Source organism: Streptomyces sp. NPDC059455 (assembly GCF_042750115.1).
Taxonomy (GTDB): domain Bacteria; phylum Actinomycetota; class Actinomycetes; order Streptomycetales; family Streptomycetaceae; genus Streptomyces; species Streptomyces endocoffeicus.
In genome coordinates, this window is record NZ_JBHYVB010000122.1 from 13,651 (window position 1) to 29,125 (window position 15,475).

A 15,475-nucleotide genomic window follows, 5' to 3' on the forward strand; every position below is an offset into this window, starting at 1 on the left:
TGGATTTTTTGTGTGGGGGTTTCTTTTTGTTTTTATATGTCTTGTGGCGGTTTTGGGTGGTGGGGGGGGGGGTGCCCGCCCCAGGAGGAGGGCGAGCATGGGGCTGCTGACCATCGGTGCGTTCGCGAGGGCCTCGCGGCTGTCCCCCAAGGCGCTTCGCCTGTACGACGAGCTCGGGCTGCTGCCACCCGCCCGCGTCGATCCGTACTCCGGCTACCGCCTCTACGATCCGGCCCAGCTGGAGCGGGCCCGTCTGGTGGCGTGGCTGAGGCGGCTCGGCATGCCGCTGGCCGACATCCGGGCGGTGTGCGAGCTGGAGCCGGAGGCGGCGGCGCGGGAGGTGCGCGCGTACTGGGCGCGGGTCGAGGCCGACACCGCCGCCCGGAGGGACCTGGCCGCCTTCCTCGTCGACCATCTTTCGGGGAAGGACACCACGATGTCTTCTGACCACACCACCCTGGGAATCCGCTACGCCGTGCTCTCCGACACCGGCTCGGTCCGGGAGAGCAACGACGACGCCGGTTACGCCGGTCCGCGCCTGCTCGCCGTCGCCGACGGCTTCGGGGGCGGACGGCACGCCGGTGAGGCGGCGATCGAGGCGCTCAAACCGCTGGACGCGGGCGTCCCTGGCGGGGAATTGCTCAGCGCCCTGGAAGAGGCGGCCCACCGGGCCCGCGAGTCGGTCTCCGCGCTGGCCGCCTCCGACCCCGCGCTGCGGGATGTCGGCACGACGCTCACCGCGATGGTGTGGTCGGGCTCCCGGCTGGGGCTGGTCCACATCGGCGACTCGCGCGCCTATCTGCTGCGCGACGGGGAGCTCTTCCAGATCACCCATGACCACACGGTGGTCCAGTCGCTGATCGACGAGGGGCGGATCACCCTCGAGGAGGCCGCCTCGCACCCCCAGCGGGCGCTGCTGCTGCGCGCCGTGGGCGGCGGTTCGGCGTTCGAGCCGGACTTCGCACTGCGGGACGCCCGCGCCGAGGACCGCTATCTGCTGTGCTCGGACGGGTTGACGGGGGTCGTGCCCACCGAGGAGATCCAGCGCGTGCTCGGCTCGGAGGACGACCCGGGCAGGGCCGTACGGGAGCTGGTCGCCCTCGCCATCCACGCGGGCGGGCCCGACAACGTCACCTGTGTGGTGGCCCATGTGGCCGAGCAGGCGGTGCTGACCTCAGCGTAAGCCACCGCTCCGGCCATCCCGCCCGCCCGCCGACTCCGGTTGTTGAACGTTGATGAACGGTGTGTGCAAGGTCTTGTCGGTCGGAAGAACGCGTCCATATGCTCGCGACGGAAACCGGTTTCCACTCCTGAGTGACCGGGAGACGGACTTGGCCGGCGGCGCGGCGTAAGGGGTGGGCGGATGTCCGCAGGTCCGATCCGGCTCTCCCGGGAAGCGCGCACCGCGCTCCGCCCGGCCACCGCGGCACGGATCACCGGGGGCTTCTGGGCCGCCAGACGCCGCGTCAACGCCGAGGTGAGCGTTCCCCAGGGGCCGGACCGGCTGGAGCGGGCGGGCAATCTCGCCAACCTCCGGGCCGCCGCGGGAGCCGCCCCGGAGGAGTCCGGCTTCCGGGGCGACTTCCCGTTCCAGGACTCCGATGTGCACAAGTGGCTGGAGGCGGCGTCCTGGCAGCTGCCGGACGGCGGCGAGGGACCGGCCGAGGAGGAGCTGTCCCGGCAGGTGGAGCGGCTGGCCGGGCTGGTGGTGGCCGCCCAGGCCGAGGACGGCTATCTCCAGACGTACTACCAGCTGGGCCCGGACGCCCGGCGGTGGGCGGATCCGCACTGGGGGCACGAGCTGTACTGCGCGGGCCATCTCCTCCAGGCCGCGGTCGCCCACCACCGGGCCACCGGCCGGGACGGGCTGCTCGATGTGGCGGTGCGGTACGCCGATCTGATCGACGCCACGTTCGGGCCCGGCAAGGACGAGACGGTGTGCGGACATCCGGAGATCGAGACCGCGCTGGTCGAGCTGTACCGGGAGACCGGTGAACGGCGCTATCTCGATCTTGCCGGGTACTTCGTGGACCGGCGCGGGCGGGGCAGCCTCGGCGCCGGCCCGCCGGAGGGCTCGCCCGGCCCCCGCCCCGGGGCGCCCTACTGGCAGGACCACGTCCCGGTGCGGGAGGCGACGGCGGTCGCCGGGCACGCGGTGCGCCAGCTGTACCTCCTGGCCGGGGCCGCCGATGTGGCGGCGGAGACCGGCGACGAGGGGCTGCGGGACGCCCTGGTGCGGCTGTGGGAGGACATGGCCGCGACGAAGACCTATCTGACCGGCGGGGTGGGCTCCCGGCATGAGCTGGAGTCCTTCGGCGACGCGTACGAGCTGCCGCCGGACCGGGCGTACGCCGAGACCTGCGCGGCCATCGCCGCCATCCACTTCGGCTGGCGGATGGCGCTGCTGACCGGGGAGGCCCGCTACAGCGATCTGGTGGAGCGGACCCTGTTCAACGGCTTCGCGGCGGGGGTGTCGATCGACGGTGAGCGCTGGCTCTATGTGAACCCGCTGCGGGTCCACCACGACGATGAGAACCGTAAGGCCGCCACCGGTGACCGGAGCGCCCACCGGACGCCGTGGTTCCGGTGTGCCTGCTGCCCGCCCAATGTGATGCGGCTGCTGGCCTCGCTGCCGCACTACATGGCGAGCGGCGACGCCGAGGGGCTCCAGCTGCACCAGTACGCCTCCGGCTCGTACGAGGGGGGCGGCGGCGCGGTCCGGGTGGGGACCGGCTACCCCTGGGAGGGCCGGATCGCGGTGGTCGTGGACGCGGCCCCGCCGGACGAGGACTGGACGCTGTCGCTGCGCATCCCGCACTGGGCGCGGACGTACGAGGCGACGGTCGGCGGGGAACCGGTGGCCGAGCGGGCCGAGAGCGGCTGGCTGCGGCTGCGGCGGCGCTGGCGGCCCGGTGAGACGGTCGTGCTGAGCCTGCCCCTCGATCCCCGGCTCACCCGGCCCGATCCGCGAGTCGACGGGGTGCGCGGCTGTGCCGCGATAGAGCGCGGCCCGCTGGTGTACTGCCTGGAGCAGCCCGATCAGCCCGCCGGGCTGCGGCTGGACGATATCGACCTCGACCCGGATGCCACGCTGGTCCCGGAGCACCGGCCGGAGCTGCTGGGCAGGGTGACCGTGATCACCGCCCTGGCCCTGCCCCACGCCGCCGCGCGCGACGGCTGGTGGCCGTACCGGAGCGACGGTACGGGCCCCGGCGGGGCCGCGGGCGGCACGGGCGGCGCGAAGGCCCCCGAGCCGGTCCCGGTGACCGCGATCCCGTACTACGCGTGGGCGAACCGCGAGCCCGGGGCGATGCGGGTGTGGATCCCGGTCCGGACCCCGCCCGGCTGACGGTCCAGGCCCCGCCCGGCTGGTCCGCACCGACGCATGGATCACCCATACCCGCCGGAACTCGGCGGGCACCCCACGCGTTCATCGCTCGAGGAAAACGCTCCTGTGCCCGAGCGGCACCGGCCGACGGGAGGTGCCCCGTGAGCACCGGATCCACACCCCGAGGGGATGACGCCGACGACTGGGACGACGTCGTCCTCGACGCGGACTTCATACGGGACGCCGAGGTCACCGAGCCCGCCGCGCGCACCCGGATGCTGACCGCGCGCTGGCGGCGCGGCGCGCCCGAGCCCCAGCCCTGGCGGGCGGACGAGCCGCCGGCCGGCTGGTTCTGGAGCAAGCGCCGCAAGCGGCGCCGGCGGCGCTGACCTCGCCTCTCCGTTACCCGGTCGCAATTGCACGCGTAAAGACACCGCACCACTTCCGGTGGGAGGATGCGGGCCCGACTCACTGATCATGAGATCCGTGGTCGTCCGCCGACCCTGCCCCCGGAGGTGCCGTGTTCGCTCGCTCCGCGTTGCCGCCCGTCATAGCCGTCGCCGCCGTATCCGCCCTGCTGGCCGGGTGCACCAGTACCAAGTCGTCGGGGTCCGGCGGCAAGGACATCAGCCTGGTGAACTCCGGGAAGCTCACGACCTGCACCCATCTGCCCTATCCGCCCTTCCAGTCCAAGCAGGGCAAGAAGATCGTCGGCTTCGATGTGGACATGGTCGATCTCGTGGCCTCCGCGCTCCATGTGAAGCAGGAGATCGTGGACACGCCCTTCGAGGGCATCCAGTCCGGAGAGGACCTCAACACCAACCAGTGCGACGTGGCCGCCGCCGGGATGACCATCACCGACGTGCGCGAGAAGAACCTGGACTTCTCCGCCCCCTATTTCGAGGCCACACAGGCGCTGCTCACCGTCAAGGGCAAGCCGTTCAAGTCCCTCGCCGACCTCAAGGGCAAGAAGCTCGCGGTCCAGCAGGGGACCACCGGTGAGGCCTACGCCCAGAAGCACGCCAAGGGCGCGAAGCTGGTCCAGTTCGAGGACCTCGCGCTGCTGCTGACCGCCGTCAAGACCGGGCAGACCGACGCGGGCATCAATGACAACGGTGTGCTCTACGACTACGTCAAGGACAACCCCGACACCGCGGTGGCGGCCGAGTTCGACACCGGCGAGCAGTACGGCATCGCCGTGCGGACCGGCAATGACGCGCTGCGCAAGAAGATCAACGCGGTGCTGAAGGACGCCCGGGCGGACGGCTCCTACGACCGCGTCTACAAGAAGTGGTTCGGCACCGCGCCCAAGACGGACGCCCGCTGACGGCCATCGGAGCTGAGGAGTCCGCACACTTATGGCAATGACCCGCCGGCAGCGGGCGCGGGCGATACGAGCGGTGCAGTACGCCGTGCTCATCGCCGTGCTGCTCGCCATCGTCCTGGCCGCCGACTGGGGTGAACTGCGGCGCGCGTTCTTCGACGCCGAGGTCGCCCGGTCCCTGTTTCCCGACATCATCACCACCGCCCTGGTCAACACCGTCGTCTACACCCTGCTCGGCTTCGGCTTCGGCCTGGTCCTCGGGGTGGTGCTGGCGCTGATGCGGCTCTCGCAGGTGCCGCCGTACCGCTGGCTGGCGGTGGCCTATATCGAGTTCTTCCGCGGGGTGCCCGCGCTGCTGGTGTTCATCGCGCTCGGCTTCGGGGTGCCGCTGGCCTTCCAGGTGGCGCTGGACCGGTATGTCACGGTCATGCTGGCGCTGGGGCTCGTCGGCGCCGCCTATATCGCGGAGACGATGCGGGCGGGCATCCAGGCGGTGCCCAAGGGGCAGATGGAGGCGGCGCGTTCGCTGGGCATGTCCCACAGCCGGGCGATGGCCTCGATCATCATCCCGCAGGCGTTCCGGATCGTCCTGCCGCCGCTCACCAATGAACTGGTGCTGCTGACCAAGGACTCCTCCCTGGTCTATCTGCTGGGGCTCTCCCTGGACCAGTACGAGCTGTCCAAGTTCGGCCGGGACGCGCTGAATCAGCACCGCAGCCTCACCCCGATCCTGGTCGCCGGGGTGTGCTACCTGATCATCACGGTTCCGCTCGGCCACTTGGTGCGCCGGCTCGAGGCCCGTTCGGCGAAGGCGAGGTGACCGGGGTGAAGGAGACGACGGAGGCGAAGGGGACCGGCGAGGCGGACGACATCGCCATCCGGGTGGCGGGTCTGCACAAGTCCTTCGGCGAACTGGAGGTGCTCAAGGGCATCGATCTCACCGTCCGGCGGGGCGAGGTGGTCTGTGTCATCGGCCCCTCGGGGTCCGGCAAGTCGACGCTGCTGCGCTGTGTGAACCTCCTGGAGGAGCCGACCTCGGGCTCGGTCACCGTGGCGGGGACCGAGGTCACCGACCCGGATGTGGACATCGACCGGATGCGACGGCGCATCGGCATGGTGTTCCAGGCGTTCAACCTCTTTCCGCATCTGACGGCCCTGGAGAACCTCACCATCGCCCAGCGGCGGGTGCTGCGCCGTGACAAGGCGGAGGCGGTGCGGATCGGCCGGGAGACCCTGCGGCGGGTCGGCCTGAGCGACAAGGAGTCGGCCTATCCGGCCCAGCTGTCGGGCGGACAGCAGCAGCGGGTGGCCATCGCCCGGGCGCTGTCGATGGACCCGGAGCTGATGCTCTTCGACGAGCCGACCTCGGCGCTCGATCCGGAGCTGGTCGGCGATGTGCTCGCGGTGATGCGCGCCCTGGCCGACGAGGGCATGACGATGCTGGTCGTCACCCATGAGATGAGCTTCGCACGGGAGGTCGCCGACCGGGTCGTGTTCATGGACGACGGGGTGATCGTGGAGGAGGGCGGACCGGAGCAGGTGGTGTCCGATCCGGTCCACCCCCGCACCCGGGCCTTTCTCACCCGGGTGCTCAACCCGGCCGCGGCGCGGGTCGGGGAGGTGCCGGACACGGGCCCGCACGGAGCGCGGATCGACCGCTGAGCCGCGGGCGGGCGGGGGTCCGCGTGGTCGATGGGCCGACGGCTCCCGAGTCCGCACGATCAGCGGGCAACCTTGTCGCGGGCGGCGGCGACAAGGAGTCGTGGGCCTCCCACCTCGACGACCGGGGTCTTCCCGGCGACTTGAGGCGGCCTTAGGGTTGGTAACCGATTGCTGCCCGGTCAGGGGTTCCACGTGGGCGGTTAGGGAAGGGAGTCTCAATGGCTCGTTCCTCGGGATCGACGGGGCCCACACTGGCGGTCGTCGCCCGTGAGGCGGGTGTGTCGGTGCCGACCGCGTCGAAGGTGGTCAACGGCCGGGAGGACGTGGCCCCCGAGACCCGCCGCCGGGTCACCGAGGTCCTGGACCGCCTGGGATACATCCGCAGGCCGCGCTGCGAGGCGCCCAGGCCGACCGCGATCGTCGACCTGGTGGTGCACTCGCTCGACAGCGCCTGGTCGGGTGCGGTGCTGCGCGGCGCGGCCGAGGCCGCGCACGAGGCGGGACTCGAGGTGGTGGTCTCGGCCGCGGCCACCCGAAGCCGGGGCGGCCGGCTCGAGTGCGGCTGGCCGGAGAAGCTGTACGCCCGGGGCAGCTCGGGTGTGCTGTTCCATCTCATCGAGCTCGCCCCTGCCCAGTACTCCTGGCTCGACGAGCGGCGGATCCCGTTCGTACTGATCGACCCCGCGAGCGACCCGCCGCCCGGGGTGCCGTCCGTGGCGGCCGCCAACTGGCAGGGCGGGATGGCCGCGACGGAGCACCTCATCGGACTGGGACACCGCCGGATCGCGGTGATCGGCGGCCTGGGGCGGGCGGTGCGCGACGGCGGCCGGGTCGCCGGTTACCGTTCGGCGATGGCGGCGGCCGGATTGCCGGTGCCGTCCGCGTATGTGCGCTACGGCGAGATCAGCGAGGCCGGGGCGCGCCACCGGATGGGTGAGCTGCTGGATCTGCCCGAGCCGCCCACGGCCGTCTTCGTCTGCTCCGATCAGATGGTGCCGGGTGTGTACCAGGCGGTCAGGGGACGGGGCCTGAGGGTGCCGCGGGACATCAGCGTCGTGGGCTTCGACGATCTGCCGCAGGCCCGCTGGATCACGCCCGCGCTGACGACGGTCCGTCAGCCGCTGTCGGAGATGGCGGGCGCGGCGCTGCGCACGCTGCTGCGGCTGATGACCGGCGAGGTGCCGGAGGCCATCCGGACCGAGCTGTCCACCCGGCTCATGGTCCGGTCAAGTACCGCTCCCCCGCTCCGTGCTCCCTTATGACCGAGGAGTCGAACACTGCACGGATGACCGGACGAGTCCGTACCCCCCGTCCCCTCCATCGCCCTCGTATCCTCCATCGCCCCTGGCCCGACTCCTCAATCGCCCCCTGACCGCACACCCCTTCACCGCACCGATCGCTACGGAGGTCCGCCCACCGTGTTCATCGACCTGCCCCTGGAGCAGCTGCGCACCTACCGGCCCCCGCTGCCCGAGCCGGACGGCTTCGACGCCTTCTGGCAGCGGACGCTCGCCGAGGCCCGCACCCGCGAGCTGAACGCGGTGTTCACCGAGGAGGACACCGGACTGACCCGTGTGCACACCTACGACGTGGAGTTCTCCGGCTTCGGCGGGCACCGGATACGCGGCTGGCTGCTGGCCCCGCGGGACGTGGCGGGCCCGCTGCCGTGCGTGGTGCAGTACCTCGGCTACAGCGGCGGCCGGGGGCTGCCGCACAACTGGCTGCTGTGGCCGTCGGTGGGCTACGCGGTCTTCGTGATGGACAGCCGGGGCCAGGGATGGGTCCAGCACTCCCCCGGCGTCACCCCCGATCCGGTCGGCGGCACCGGGCCCGAGACACCGGGCAAGATGACCCACGGCGTCCTCTCCCCGGACGACTACTACTACCGTCGGCTGTACACGGACGCGGTGCGGGCGGTGGAGGCCGCCCGTGAACACCCGCTGGTGGATCCCGCGCGGATCGTGGTCAGCGGGGGCAGTCAGGGCGGTGCGCTGGCCCTGGCGGCGGCCGGACTGGTGCCGGACCTGACGGCGGCGCTGGTGGATGTGCCGTTCATGACGCACATCCGGCGAGCGGTCGAGATCACCGACGTGGAACCCTATGGTGAACTGGCGCGGTTCTGCGCCACACAGCGCGACCTGGCCGAGCGGGTGTTCGCCACGCTCGACCACTTCGACGGGCTCAACTTCGCGGTCCGCGCCAACGCACCGGCGCTGTTCTCGACCGCCCTGCGCGATGAGACCACCCCGACCTCCTGCGGCTTCGCCGCCTATCACCACTACGCCGGGGAGAAGGACCTCAAGGTGTGGTCCTTCAACGGCCACGAGGGCGGCGGCCCCCATCAGCAGGCCGAGCAGATCGCCTATCTGCGGAGGCTGCTGGGCTGAGCCGGACATGCCGGGCGGCGTCGGTCGCCGCCCGGCACCGGGTAGACAGGGGCTACCCGCATCGAAGCGAAGGAGCCGCCCGTGCCCGCGCAGCCGCTGGAAGGCATCACCGTCGTCGCCCTGGAGCAGGCCGTCGCCGCCCCGTTCGCCACCCGTCAGCTCGCCGATCTGGGGGCCAGGGTCATCAAGGTGGAGCGGCCGGGGCGCGGGGACTTCGCCCGCGAGTACGACCGCGAGGTCAAGGGCGCGTCGGCCTACTTCGTCTGGGTCAACCGCGGCAAGGAGAGCGTCGTCCTCGACGTCAAGGACGCCACCGACCGGGCGCTGCTCGAGGCGATGCTCGCCCGTGCCGATGTCTTCGTGCACAATCTGGCGCCCGGCGCCGTGGATCGGCTGGGCCTGGGGGCGGAGACGCTGCGGGCCGCCCACCCCCGCCTGATCACCTGCGCGATCTCCGGATACGGGGACAGCGGCCCCTACCGCGAGAAGAAGGCGTACGACCTGCTGATCCAGTGCGAGGCGGGGCTGCTGTCGATCACCGGCGGCCCTGAGGCCCCGGCCCGCCCCGGGATCTCGATCGCCGATATCGCGGGCGGGATGTACGCCTACACCGGCATTCTCACCGCGCTGTACGAGCGGGAGCGCACCGGCGCGGGGACCGATCTGAGCGTGAGCCTGCTGGACGCGCTGGGCGAGTGGATGGGCCACCCCTATTTCGCCCAGGCGTACGGCGGTGCCGGAGTCGTCCGCAGTGGCGCCCGCCATCCGTCCATCTCGCCGTACGGCGCCTACCGCTGCGGGGACGGCGGTCAGGTGTTCCTGAGTGTGCAGAGCGACCGGGAATGGGTGGCCCTGTGCGAGCGGGTGCTCCGGCGCCCGGAGCTGATCCGCGATCCGCGCTTCGCGGACAATCCCCTGCGCCGCACCCATGACGAGGAGCTGACGGCCGAGCTCGAGGCGTGCTTCGCGGGCCACACCGCCGAGGGGCTGATCGCGCTGCTGGACGGGGCCGGTATCGCCAATGCCCGGCTGCGCGACCTCGCGGAGTTCGCCGCCCACCCCCAGTTCGACGCCCGCGACCGCTGGGGCGAGTTCGGCTCCCCGGTCGGACCGCTACGGGGTCTGCTGCCGCCGGTGGAGGTGGCGGGCCGCAGGGCGCCGATGCGACCGGTGCCGGGGCTCGGCGAGCACACGGAGGCGGCGCGGGCCGAGTTCTCCGAGCCGGTCCCCCGCCCGGGGACCGCGGGACCCGCCTGACGGGTGGCTCGGGCTCCTGTGCTAGGACGCTGGTCATGGAGATCGAGCCGGTCACCCTGTCCACGCCACGGCCCGTGCGACGGCCGACACTGGTCCAGCGCTGGGATGAACTCACCTTCCTGCACTGGCCGGTGGCGCCCGAGCGGGTGGCCCCGCTGCTGCCCGCCGGTACGCGCCCGGACACCCTCGACGGTGTCACCTATGTCGGGCTGGTCCCGTTCCTGATGCGCGGTGTGGGCTTCGGGCCGGGACCCGGCCTGCCGTATCTGGGCACGTTCTGCGAGACGAACGTGCGGCTGTACTCGGTGGACGGGCAGGGCCGCCGCGGTGTGGTGTTCCGGTCCCTGGACGCGGCCCGGCTGCTCCCCGTGCTGGTGGGCCGGCTCACCGTCCGGCTGCCCTATCGGTGGTCCACGATGCGGCTGCGCCGTGAGAAGGACGTGATCACCTACAGCTGCGGCCTGCGACGGCGCCCGGCGGCCCGGGGTCGCATGAGCCGGGCCGTGGTGCGGATAGGCGGGACCATCGCCGAGCCCACACGGCTGGAGCGCTTCCTGACCGCCCGGTGGGGTCTGCACGTCTCCTGGCACGGCCGCACGGTGCACCTGCCGAACGACCACCCACCGTGGCCACTGCACCGGGCCGAGCTGCTCGAACTCGACGACGGCCTGATCACCACCGCGGGCCTGCCGCCCATGCCGGGCCCGCCGGTGAGTGTGCTCTACTCCCCCGGGGTCGCCGTGCGCTTCGGGACCCCGCGACGCGTATGAGCCCGGGAAATGGGACGACGGTGGAAGAGTCATCGCGCGGATGTCCGTCATAGGCCGATGAGGTGCTCAGCGCGGTCGACGCCGGCCGCGTCCCGCTGCCCCAAGGATCGGCCGATCGCCCGGGACCTGACCGGCCTGCGGCACCAGGATCACGTCTGCACCATGGCCCTGATGGGCTGGGCCGAGCGGCACAGCGCCGATGGCGTCGATCCGGTCCGGCTCATCCCCGCCCGATGAGGCGCGGAGAACGCCACCGACACCGATCCACGCACCGACCCTCTGCTGCGCGACCAGATCTCCGACGTCGTAGCCGAGCTCGGCGCTCCCATCGTGGTCGGAGCGATCCTCGACGCCCCGGGCGACCGGATCCGCAACGCCGGTCTGCTGTGGCGGCCCGGCACCGGGCCCGGCCGCTACTACACCAAGCAGCACCTGGTGCCGTTCGGCGAATACATCCCGCTGCGCGACGTCTTCGGCGGGCTGGACGACCTCCAGCTCATCCCGCGCGACTTCATACCCGGCACCGGCCCGGTACGACTCGACGCCGGGCCGGTGCGGTTGGCGGAGTCCATCTGCTACGAGGTCGCCTACGACGGCCAGGTCCGCGATGCGGTCCGCACCGGCGCCAACCTGATCGCGGTCCCCACCAACAACGCCACATACATGCGCGATGGCAATCTCGCCGAGCCCGAACAGCAGCTTGCCATGTCCCGGCTGCGGGCGGTCGAGCACGACCGCTCGGTCCTCGTCGCCTCCACCACCGGCATCAACGCGGTCATCGCCCCGGACGGCACAGTCACCAAGGCCACCGGTCCCTGGACTCGCCGGGTGCTGACCGGCACCGTGCCGCTCCGCTCGACGACCACACCCGCCACCCGCCTCGGGTCCCTGCCGGAAGCGGCATTCGCGGTCGCTGCCTGCGGAGCGGTGGCTCTTGGTGTCCGCCACCACGGTACCTCTCGCAGGAGCAGGGCATCTGAACGTGCGACCTCTGATGTTCGTGGCTGAAGCCGAGGATCCGTGTCGCCGGGGCGCGATGGGGTGGCGAGGGCCTCTGGGGTGAGGAGGGGAACCTCGTCGCATGCCGGCGCGGGTGTGCGGGGTGTCCGCGTGAGTGCGTTCTCGGCGGCAGGCGTCGGACTGGCCGCCGCAGCTCACCATGCCGCCTCGCGCCGGCCGGTGTCCTGGGCCGAGTGGACGACCGGGTAGCGGCACTGCCGTCAGCGCTCGAGCGGCTTGCCGAGTCCGTACGGACCTCGGCCCCGTACGCGGCGAGCAGACCGGCCATCAACGGTTCCATCCCTGGATCGGTGACCACCGAAACCGGGTGGCCGAAGGTGACTCCCGCCAGGGCCGGCCCCAGACCGAGGGTCCCCCGTGCCCGGCCGCGTGCGCGCATGCTTCGGCGGCCAAACGGAATCTGACGACAGGCCGGTGGATCACGCATAGCCTGGCTACGATCGCCGTGATGAGAGCGCGGCACTGGCGATTCCAAGGCGGCGGTGAACATGAGCCCGCGCGTCGGCCGGGCCGTCGACCTCATGTGGCTACAGATCCAGCGGACGTAGGCCGGACATCCGCGTGGCCGCCCCGCGGTGACGCGTACTCAGCGCAATGCCCCGCCGCCCACGCGAGCGGCAAGACGTCGATATCCGCACACTTCCCACCGCCAGGCCGCGCAAGCAGGGCGGGGACAAGGACATGCCATGGGTTCCACGGGAGCCAAAGCCAAGCGCGAGACCCGCCACGCCAAGGTCGAGGAGATGCGCCGCGCCGAGCAAGCGCGGGAGCGCCGCATCCGGATCATCACGGTCTCTCTCAGCGCGACCATCATCATCGGCGCCATCGGCGCCGGCTGGTACCTCATCGAGCGGGATCAGGAGAACCAGCGGGCGAGGGACGAGGCGGCGAGCGCCCCCGTCCGGGGCGAGAAGTCCTGGAATGAACTGGGCCGCAACCACGTCACCAAGCCTGTCGACTACAAGATGTCCCCGCCCGCCGGTGGAGACCACGACCCAGCGTGGATGAACTGCAACGGCGATGTGTACGCCAAGGAAATCGGTAAGGGCAACGCCGTCCACGCGCTTGAGCACGGCGCGGTATGGGCCACCTACAGCGGCAAGGACTCCGAGAAGGACGTCAGCGCCCTGAAGGCCAAGGTCGGGAAGACGCCTTACTCCTTCATGAGCCCGTACTCCGAGCAGTCCTCGCCGATCACCCTGACCGCCTGGGGCAAGCAACTCAACGCCGACTCCGCCTCGGAACCGCGCGTCCAGCAGTTCCTCGAAAGGTATGTGCAGGGCAAGCAGACCCCGGAACCCGGTGCCGCCTGTACCGGCGGCCGGGCCGTGTGAGGAGCATCGTCATCCGCCGCATTCCGCCGAGATGACGCCGCGGCTCTGGGTCGGGACCGTGCTCCGGCCCAGAGCCTGGGTCGTGCGCCTCGGTGACGAAGGGCCGGCCGACGCGGGTGTCTCCGAGCCGATCGGGGTCGACGCCAGCGGGGGCGGCCTCAAGAAAGATCCGTCCCGAATCGCGCAGCCAGAGAGCCCGCGATGACGCTCCGGGCCCCGGGGGTCAGCCGTTGGCGGAGGGCGGGTACGCTGCCCACGCGTAAGGCTCCCGCTCTGCCGGGAGCCACCCCCGTCCGGTCCATCCCGGCGGGACAGCCTGTCAGCGAAAGCCGCGCCGCTCATGCGACCGTTCTGCCTGCCACGACCCGCCTCCCCGGTGTCCGGGGTGCTGCGCGGGCTACGGGCTGCGGTACTGGCGGTACTCTCCGCGCTGCTGCCCGTGGTCGGGCACGTCCTGACCCAGGAGCACGCTCCTCGGTGGGTCATCATCGGGACCGTTGGCGCGGCGACAGTCTTTGGCGCGCTTGGACTTACCCGGCAGCGGCTGACGGACTCCCAGCTTCTCGGCGCCCTGGCCGGTGCGCAGCTGGCCTACCATCTCGCCTACTCCGTGCCCGGTGTGTGCGGAGGGGCGGCGGGACAAGGGGACCGGGCCGCCGAACTGTCCGAGCTTGGGGAACATGCGGTGGTGTCCGCCCCATCGTCCGGGATGTGGCTGGCCGGGCACCTGATCACCATCCTGCTCGCGGCGCGTCTCCTGGGGGTCACCGAGAGGCTGCTGTGGCAGAGCGAGCCCTTGCGGACGGCCGCACTCACTTTGCTGTGGACCGTATGGCCGCTGACACGCGCAGAAGAGCGCCCCGCTCCTGACCGGAGGTCCCGGGACGTCACGCCGCGGCTGAAGTCGGCCCTCGTGGACCGGCTGAACGCCGGCCGTGCACCGCCGCCCGGCCAGAGCTCCCGTTTCGGCTTCCCCCTACCGAGCTGCTAGGCGGGCCCTGCCTGCCCTGACCGGACAGCTCGGCGGGAGCGTCCAAGGCCCCGGTTTCACCGTGGCGGCGATCGTTGTCCTGCGGCCCATGCGTGCGTCGGTGTGCCGGATGTTGGCGGGTTCACTTCCTCCCGCCTGCGCATCGCGCCGTGCCCTTCTTGACATGCGCTTCCTGCGCACACGGTCTATTCGGCTGCGCCGCCCAGAAGGCCGTCACCCGGCCCCTCACAACCCCGGCATCCCTGAGGAATCATGAAAAAGCACCTGATCATCGCCGCGGTCATCATCGCGGCCTTCGCCGCGGCGATCGGCTCCTTTGCCGCGTTCTCACCACAGAGCCGTACCAGCACCATCAACGCCGAGCCTGCCGCCGACGCCCAGCCGGTACGCCCCTCCAGTCACCGCCTGACCCAACCAGAGAAAAGCGAGCTGACGGTCGTGGAGTTCCTCGATTTCGAATGCGAAGCATGCGGGGCCATGTTCCCCGTCGTGGAGCGACTGCGCCAGGAATACGGCGACCGCGTCACCTTCGTCGCCCGCTATTTCCCGATGCCCGGTCACCGCAACGCGGAGCCGGCCGCACACGCCGCCGAAGCCGCCGCGCAGCAGGGAAAGTTCCCGCAGATGTATCGCAAGCTGTTCACCGCGCAGAAGAGTTGGGGCGAGGCCCAGGCCCCGAAAGCAGCCACCTTCCGTGGCCATGCCGAGCAACTCGGCCTGGACATGAAAAGGTTCGGCGCCGCCCTTCAGGATCGCAGGACCGCCGAACGCATCCGCATCGACCAGCGCGATGGACTTGCTCTGGGTGTTCAAGGCACGCCGACCTTCTTCGTCGGCGGGGTCAAGGTCAGCACACCTGTCTCCTACCAGGAGTTCAAGACCCTCATCGAAAACCAGCTGGCACGCTGAAGGCATCAGGAGGACTCGCCCCATGCAAAACCTGATCGATCAGGCTCGCGTCTTCCCCGCCCGCGCCGCCGCCCACGGCGTGGACCTCAACCGCCTTGCGGACGGCCAGAGACCGCGCGCTTTGTTCATCGCCTGCTCAGACGCCCGGGTGGTCCCCGCGCTGATCGCCGGGAGCCGGCCGGGAGACCTCCTCGAACTGCGGAACCACGGCGGCATCATCCCCCACTACAGGCCCCACTCGCCGCATGGCGAGTCCCGGACCATCAAATTCGCCGTGAACGACCTCAAGGTGTCCCACATCGTCGTGTGCGGCCACTCCCACTGCGAGATCGTCAACGCCTTCGTCCATGACGGCTCCAGTCCCCGCCCAGGCACCCCCGGCCAGCCGAAGAACACGCTGACAGGCACCCGGGGGCGGGGGGGGGGGGGGACAAACAACCCCCGCCCCCCCCCCCGGCGGCGCCCCGGCGGGGGGTGTAAAACAGTAGCGGGG

General features: G+C 71.3%; 16 protein-coding genes and 2 pseudogenes. 16 read left to right on the plus strand and 2 right to left on the minus strand.

The genetic code is table 11. From position 1 onward, the window contains the following. Positions 1-97 precede the first annotated feature (97 nt). The 12 genes from ACFXB5_RS33985 to lnt all read left to right on the plus strand — a co-directional run bounded on the left by ACFXB5_RS33985 (position 98) and on the right by lnt (position 11,736). On the plus strand, positions 98-1,183 hold the full coding sequence (locus ACFXB5_RS33985; protein ID WP_385215231.1) for a MerR family transcriptional regulator: 1,086 nt from the start codon (positions 98-100) through the stop codon (positions 1,181-1,183). A gap of 180 nt (positions 1,184-1,363) precedes the next feature. Further along, positions 1,364-3,349 carry a glycoside hydrolase family 127 protein gene (locus ACFXB5_RS33990; protein ID WP_385215233.1) on the plus strand — a complete coding sequence of 662 codons (1,986 nt, stop codon included), beginning with the start codon at positions 1,364-1,366 and terminating at the stop codon, positions 3,347-3,349. 140 nt (positions 3,350-3,489) lie between these two features. Next, positions 3,490-3,717: a hypothetical protein gene (locus ACFXB5_RS33995; protein ID WP_086881764.1), complete on the plus strand. Its 228-nt coding sequence runs from the start codon at positions 3,490-3,492 to the stop codon at positions 3,715-3,717. 131 nt (positions 3,718-3,848) lie between these two features. Continuing rightward, positions 3,849-4,655, plus strand: a complete 807-nt coding sequence (locus ACFXB5_RS34000) for an ABC transporter substrate-binding protein (RefSeq protein WP_385215237.1) — start codon at positions 3,849-3,851, stop codon at positions 4,653-4,655. A 31-nt stretch (positions 4,656-4,686) separates the two neighbouring features. After that, positions 4,687-5,472 (plus strand): amino acid ABC transporter permease, encoded by a 786-nt coding sequence (locus ACFXB5_RS34005; RefSeq protein WP_385215240.1) that lies wholly within the window; start codon positions 4,687-4,689, stop codon positions 5,470-5,472. Then, positions 5,469-6,314, plus strand: coding sequence for an amino acid ABC transporter ATP-binding protein (locus ACFXB5_RS34010; RefSeq protein WP_385215243.1), 846 nt, complete (start codon positions 5,469-5,471; stop codon positions 6,312-6,314). The genes ACFXB5_RS34005 and ACFXB5_RS34010 overlap by 4 nt, the downstream gene beginning before the upstream one ends. Positions 6,315-6,532: 218 nt before the next feature. Then, positions 6,533-7,576 (plus strand): LacI family DNA-binding transcriptional regulator, encoded by a 1,044-nt coding sequence (locus ACFXB5_RS34015; RefSeq protein ID WP_385215247.1) that lies wholly within the window; start codon positions 6,533-6,535, stop codon positions 7,574-7,576. A gap of 156 nt (positions 7,577-7,732) precedes the next feature. Next, entirely contained in the window at positions 7,733-8,701 is a 969-nt protein-coding gene (locus ACFXB5_RS34020) for an acetylxylan esterase (protein WP_385215248.1), read from the plus strand. Between the two features lie 81 nt (positions 8,702-8,782). Then, positions 8,783-9,958, plus strand: coding sequence for a CaiB/BaiF CoA transferase family protein (locus ACFXB5_RS34025; RefSeq protein WP_385215251.1), 1,176 nt, complete (start codon positions 8,783-8,785; stop codon positions 9,956-9,958). 35 nt (positions 9,959-9,993) lie between these two features. Further along, complete coding sequence (locus tag ACFXB5_RS34030) at positions 9,994-10,728, plus strand: YqjF family protein (RefSeq protein WP_385215254.1); 735 nt, start codon at positions 9,994-9,996, stop codon at positions 10,726-10,728. Between the two features lie 57 nt (positions 10,729-10,785). Beyond that, complete coding sequence (locus ACFXB5_RS34035; protein WP_385215257.1) at positions 10,786-10,965, plus strand: hypothetical protein; 180 nt, start codon at positions 10,786-10,788, stop codon at positions 10,963-10,965. A 93-nt stretch (positions 10,966-11,058) separates the two neighbouring features. Then, positions 11,059-11,736, plus strand: coding sequence for an apolipoprotein N-acyltransferase (lnt, locus tag ACFXB5_RS34040; protein WP_385215260.1), 678 nt, complete (start codon positions 11,059-11,061; stop codon positions 11,734-11,736). 243 nt (positions 11,737-11,979) lie between these two features. On the opposite strand, the pseudogene ACFXB5_RS34045 reads toward lnt, so the two are convergent. Continuing rightward, positions 11,980-12,103 (minus strand): annotated as a pseudogene (locus tag ACFXB5_RS34045) (pyridoxal-5'-phosphate-dependent protein subunit beta); the annotation flags it as partial. Between the two features lie 331 nt (positions 12,104-12,434). Between ACFXB5_RS34045 and ACFXB5_RS34050 the strand changes: the two are divergent. Beyond that, the gene (locus tag ACFXB5_RS34050; protein WP_385215263.1) at positions 12,435-13,082 is read left to right on the plus strand and encodes a DUF3105 domain-containing protein; all 648 of its coding nucleotides are present in this window, start codon (positions 12,435-12,437) and stop codon (positions 13,080-13,082) included. A gap of 79 nt (positions 13,083-13,161) precedes the next feature. On the opposite strand, the pseudogene ACFXB5_RS34055 reads toward ACFXB5_RS34050, so the two are convergent. Next, positions 13,162-13,269, minus strand: a pseudogene (locus tag ACFXB5_RS34055) (cation transporter); the annotation flags it as partial. A 153-nt stretch (positions 13,270-13,422) separates the two neighbouring features. Here ACFXB5_RS34055 and ACFXB5_RS34060 point away from each other — a divergent pair. The 3 genes from ACFXB5_RS34060 to ACFXB5_RS34070 form a co-directional block, all read left to right on the plus strand. Further along, positions 13,423-14,073, plus strand: a complete 651-nt coding sequence (locus tag ACFXB5_RS34060) for a hypothetical protein (RefSeq protein ID WP_385215266.1) — start codon at positions 13,423-13,425, stop codon at positions 14,071-14,073. Between the two features lie 252 nt (positions 14,074-14,325). Then, complete coding sequence (locus tag ACFXB5_RS34065; protein ID WP_385215269.1) at positions 14,326-14,982, plus strand: DsbA family protein; 657 nt, start codon at positions 14,326-14,328, stop codon at positions 14,980-14,982. A 22-nt stretch (positions 14,983-15,004) separates the two neighbouring features. Next, positions 15,005-15,475: carbonic anhydrase (locus ACFXB5_RS34070; RefSeq protein WP_385215272.1), on the plus strand; the 471-nt coding region annotated here is incomplete at its 3' end.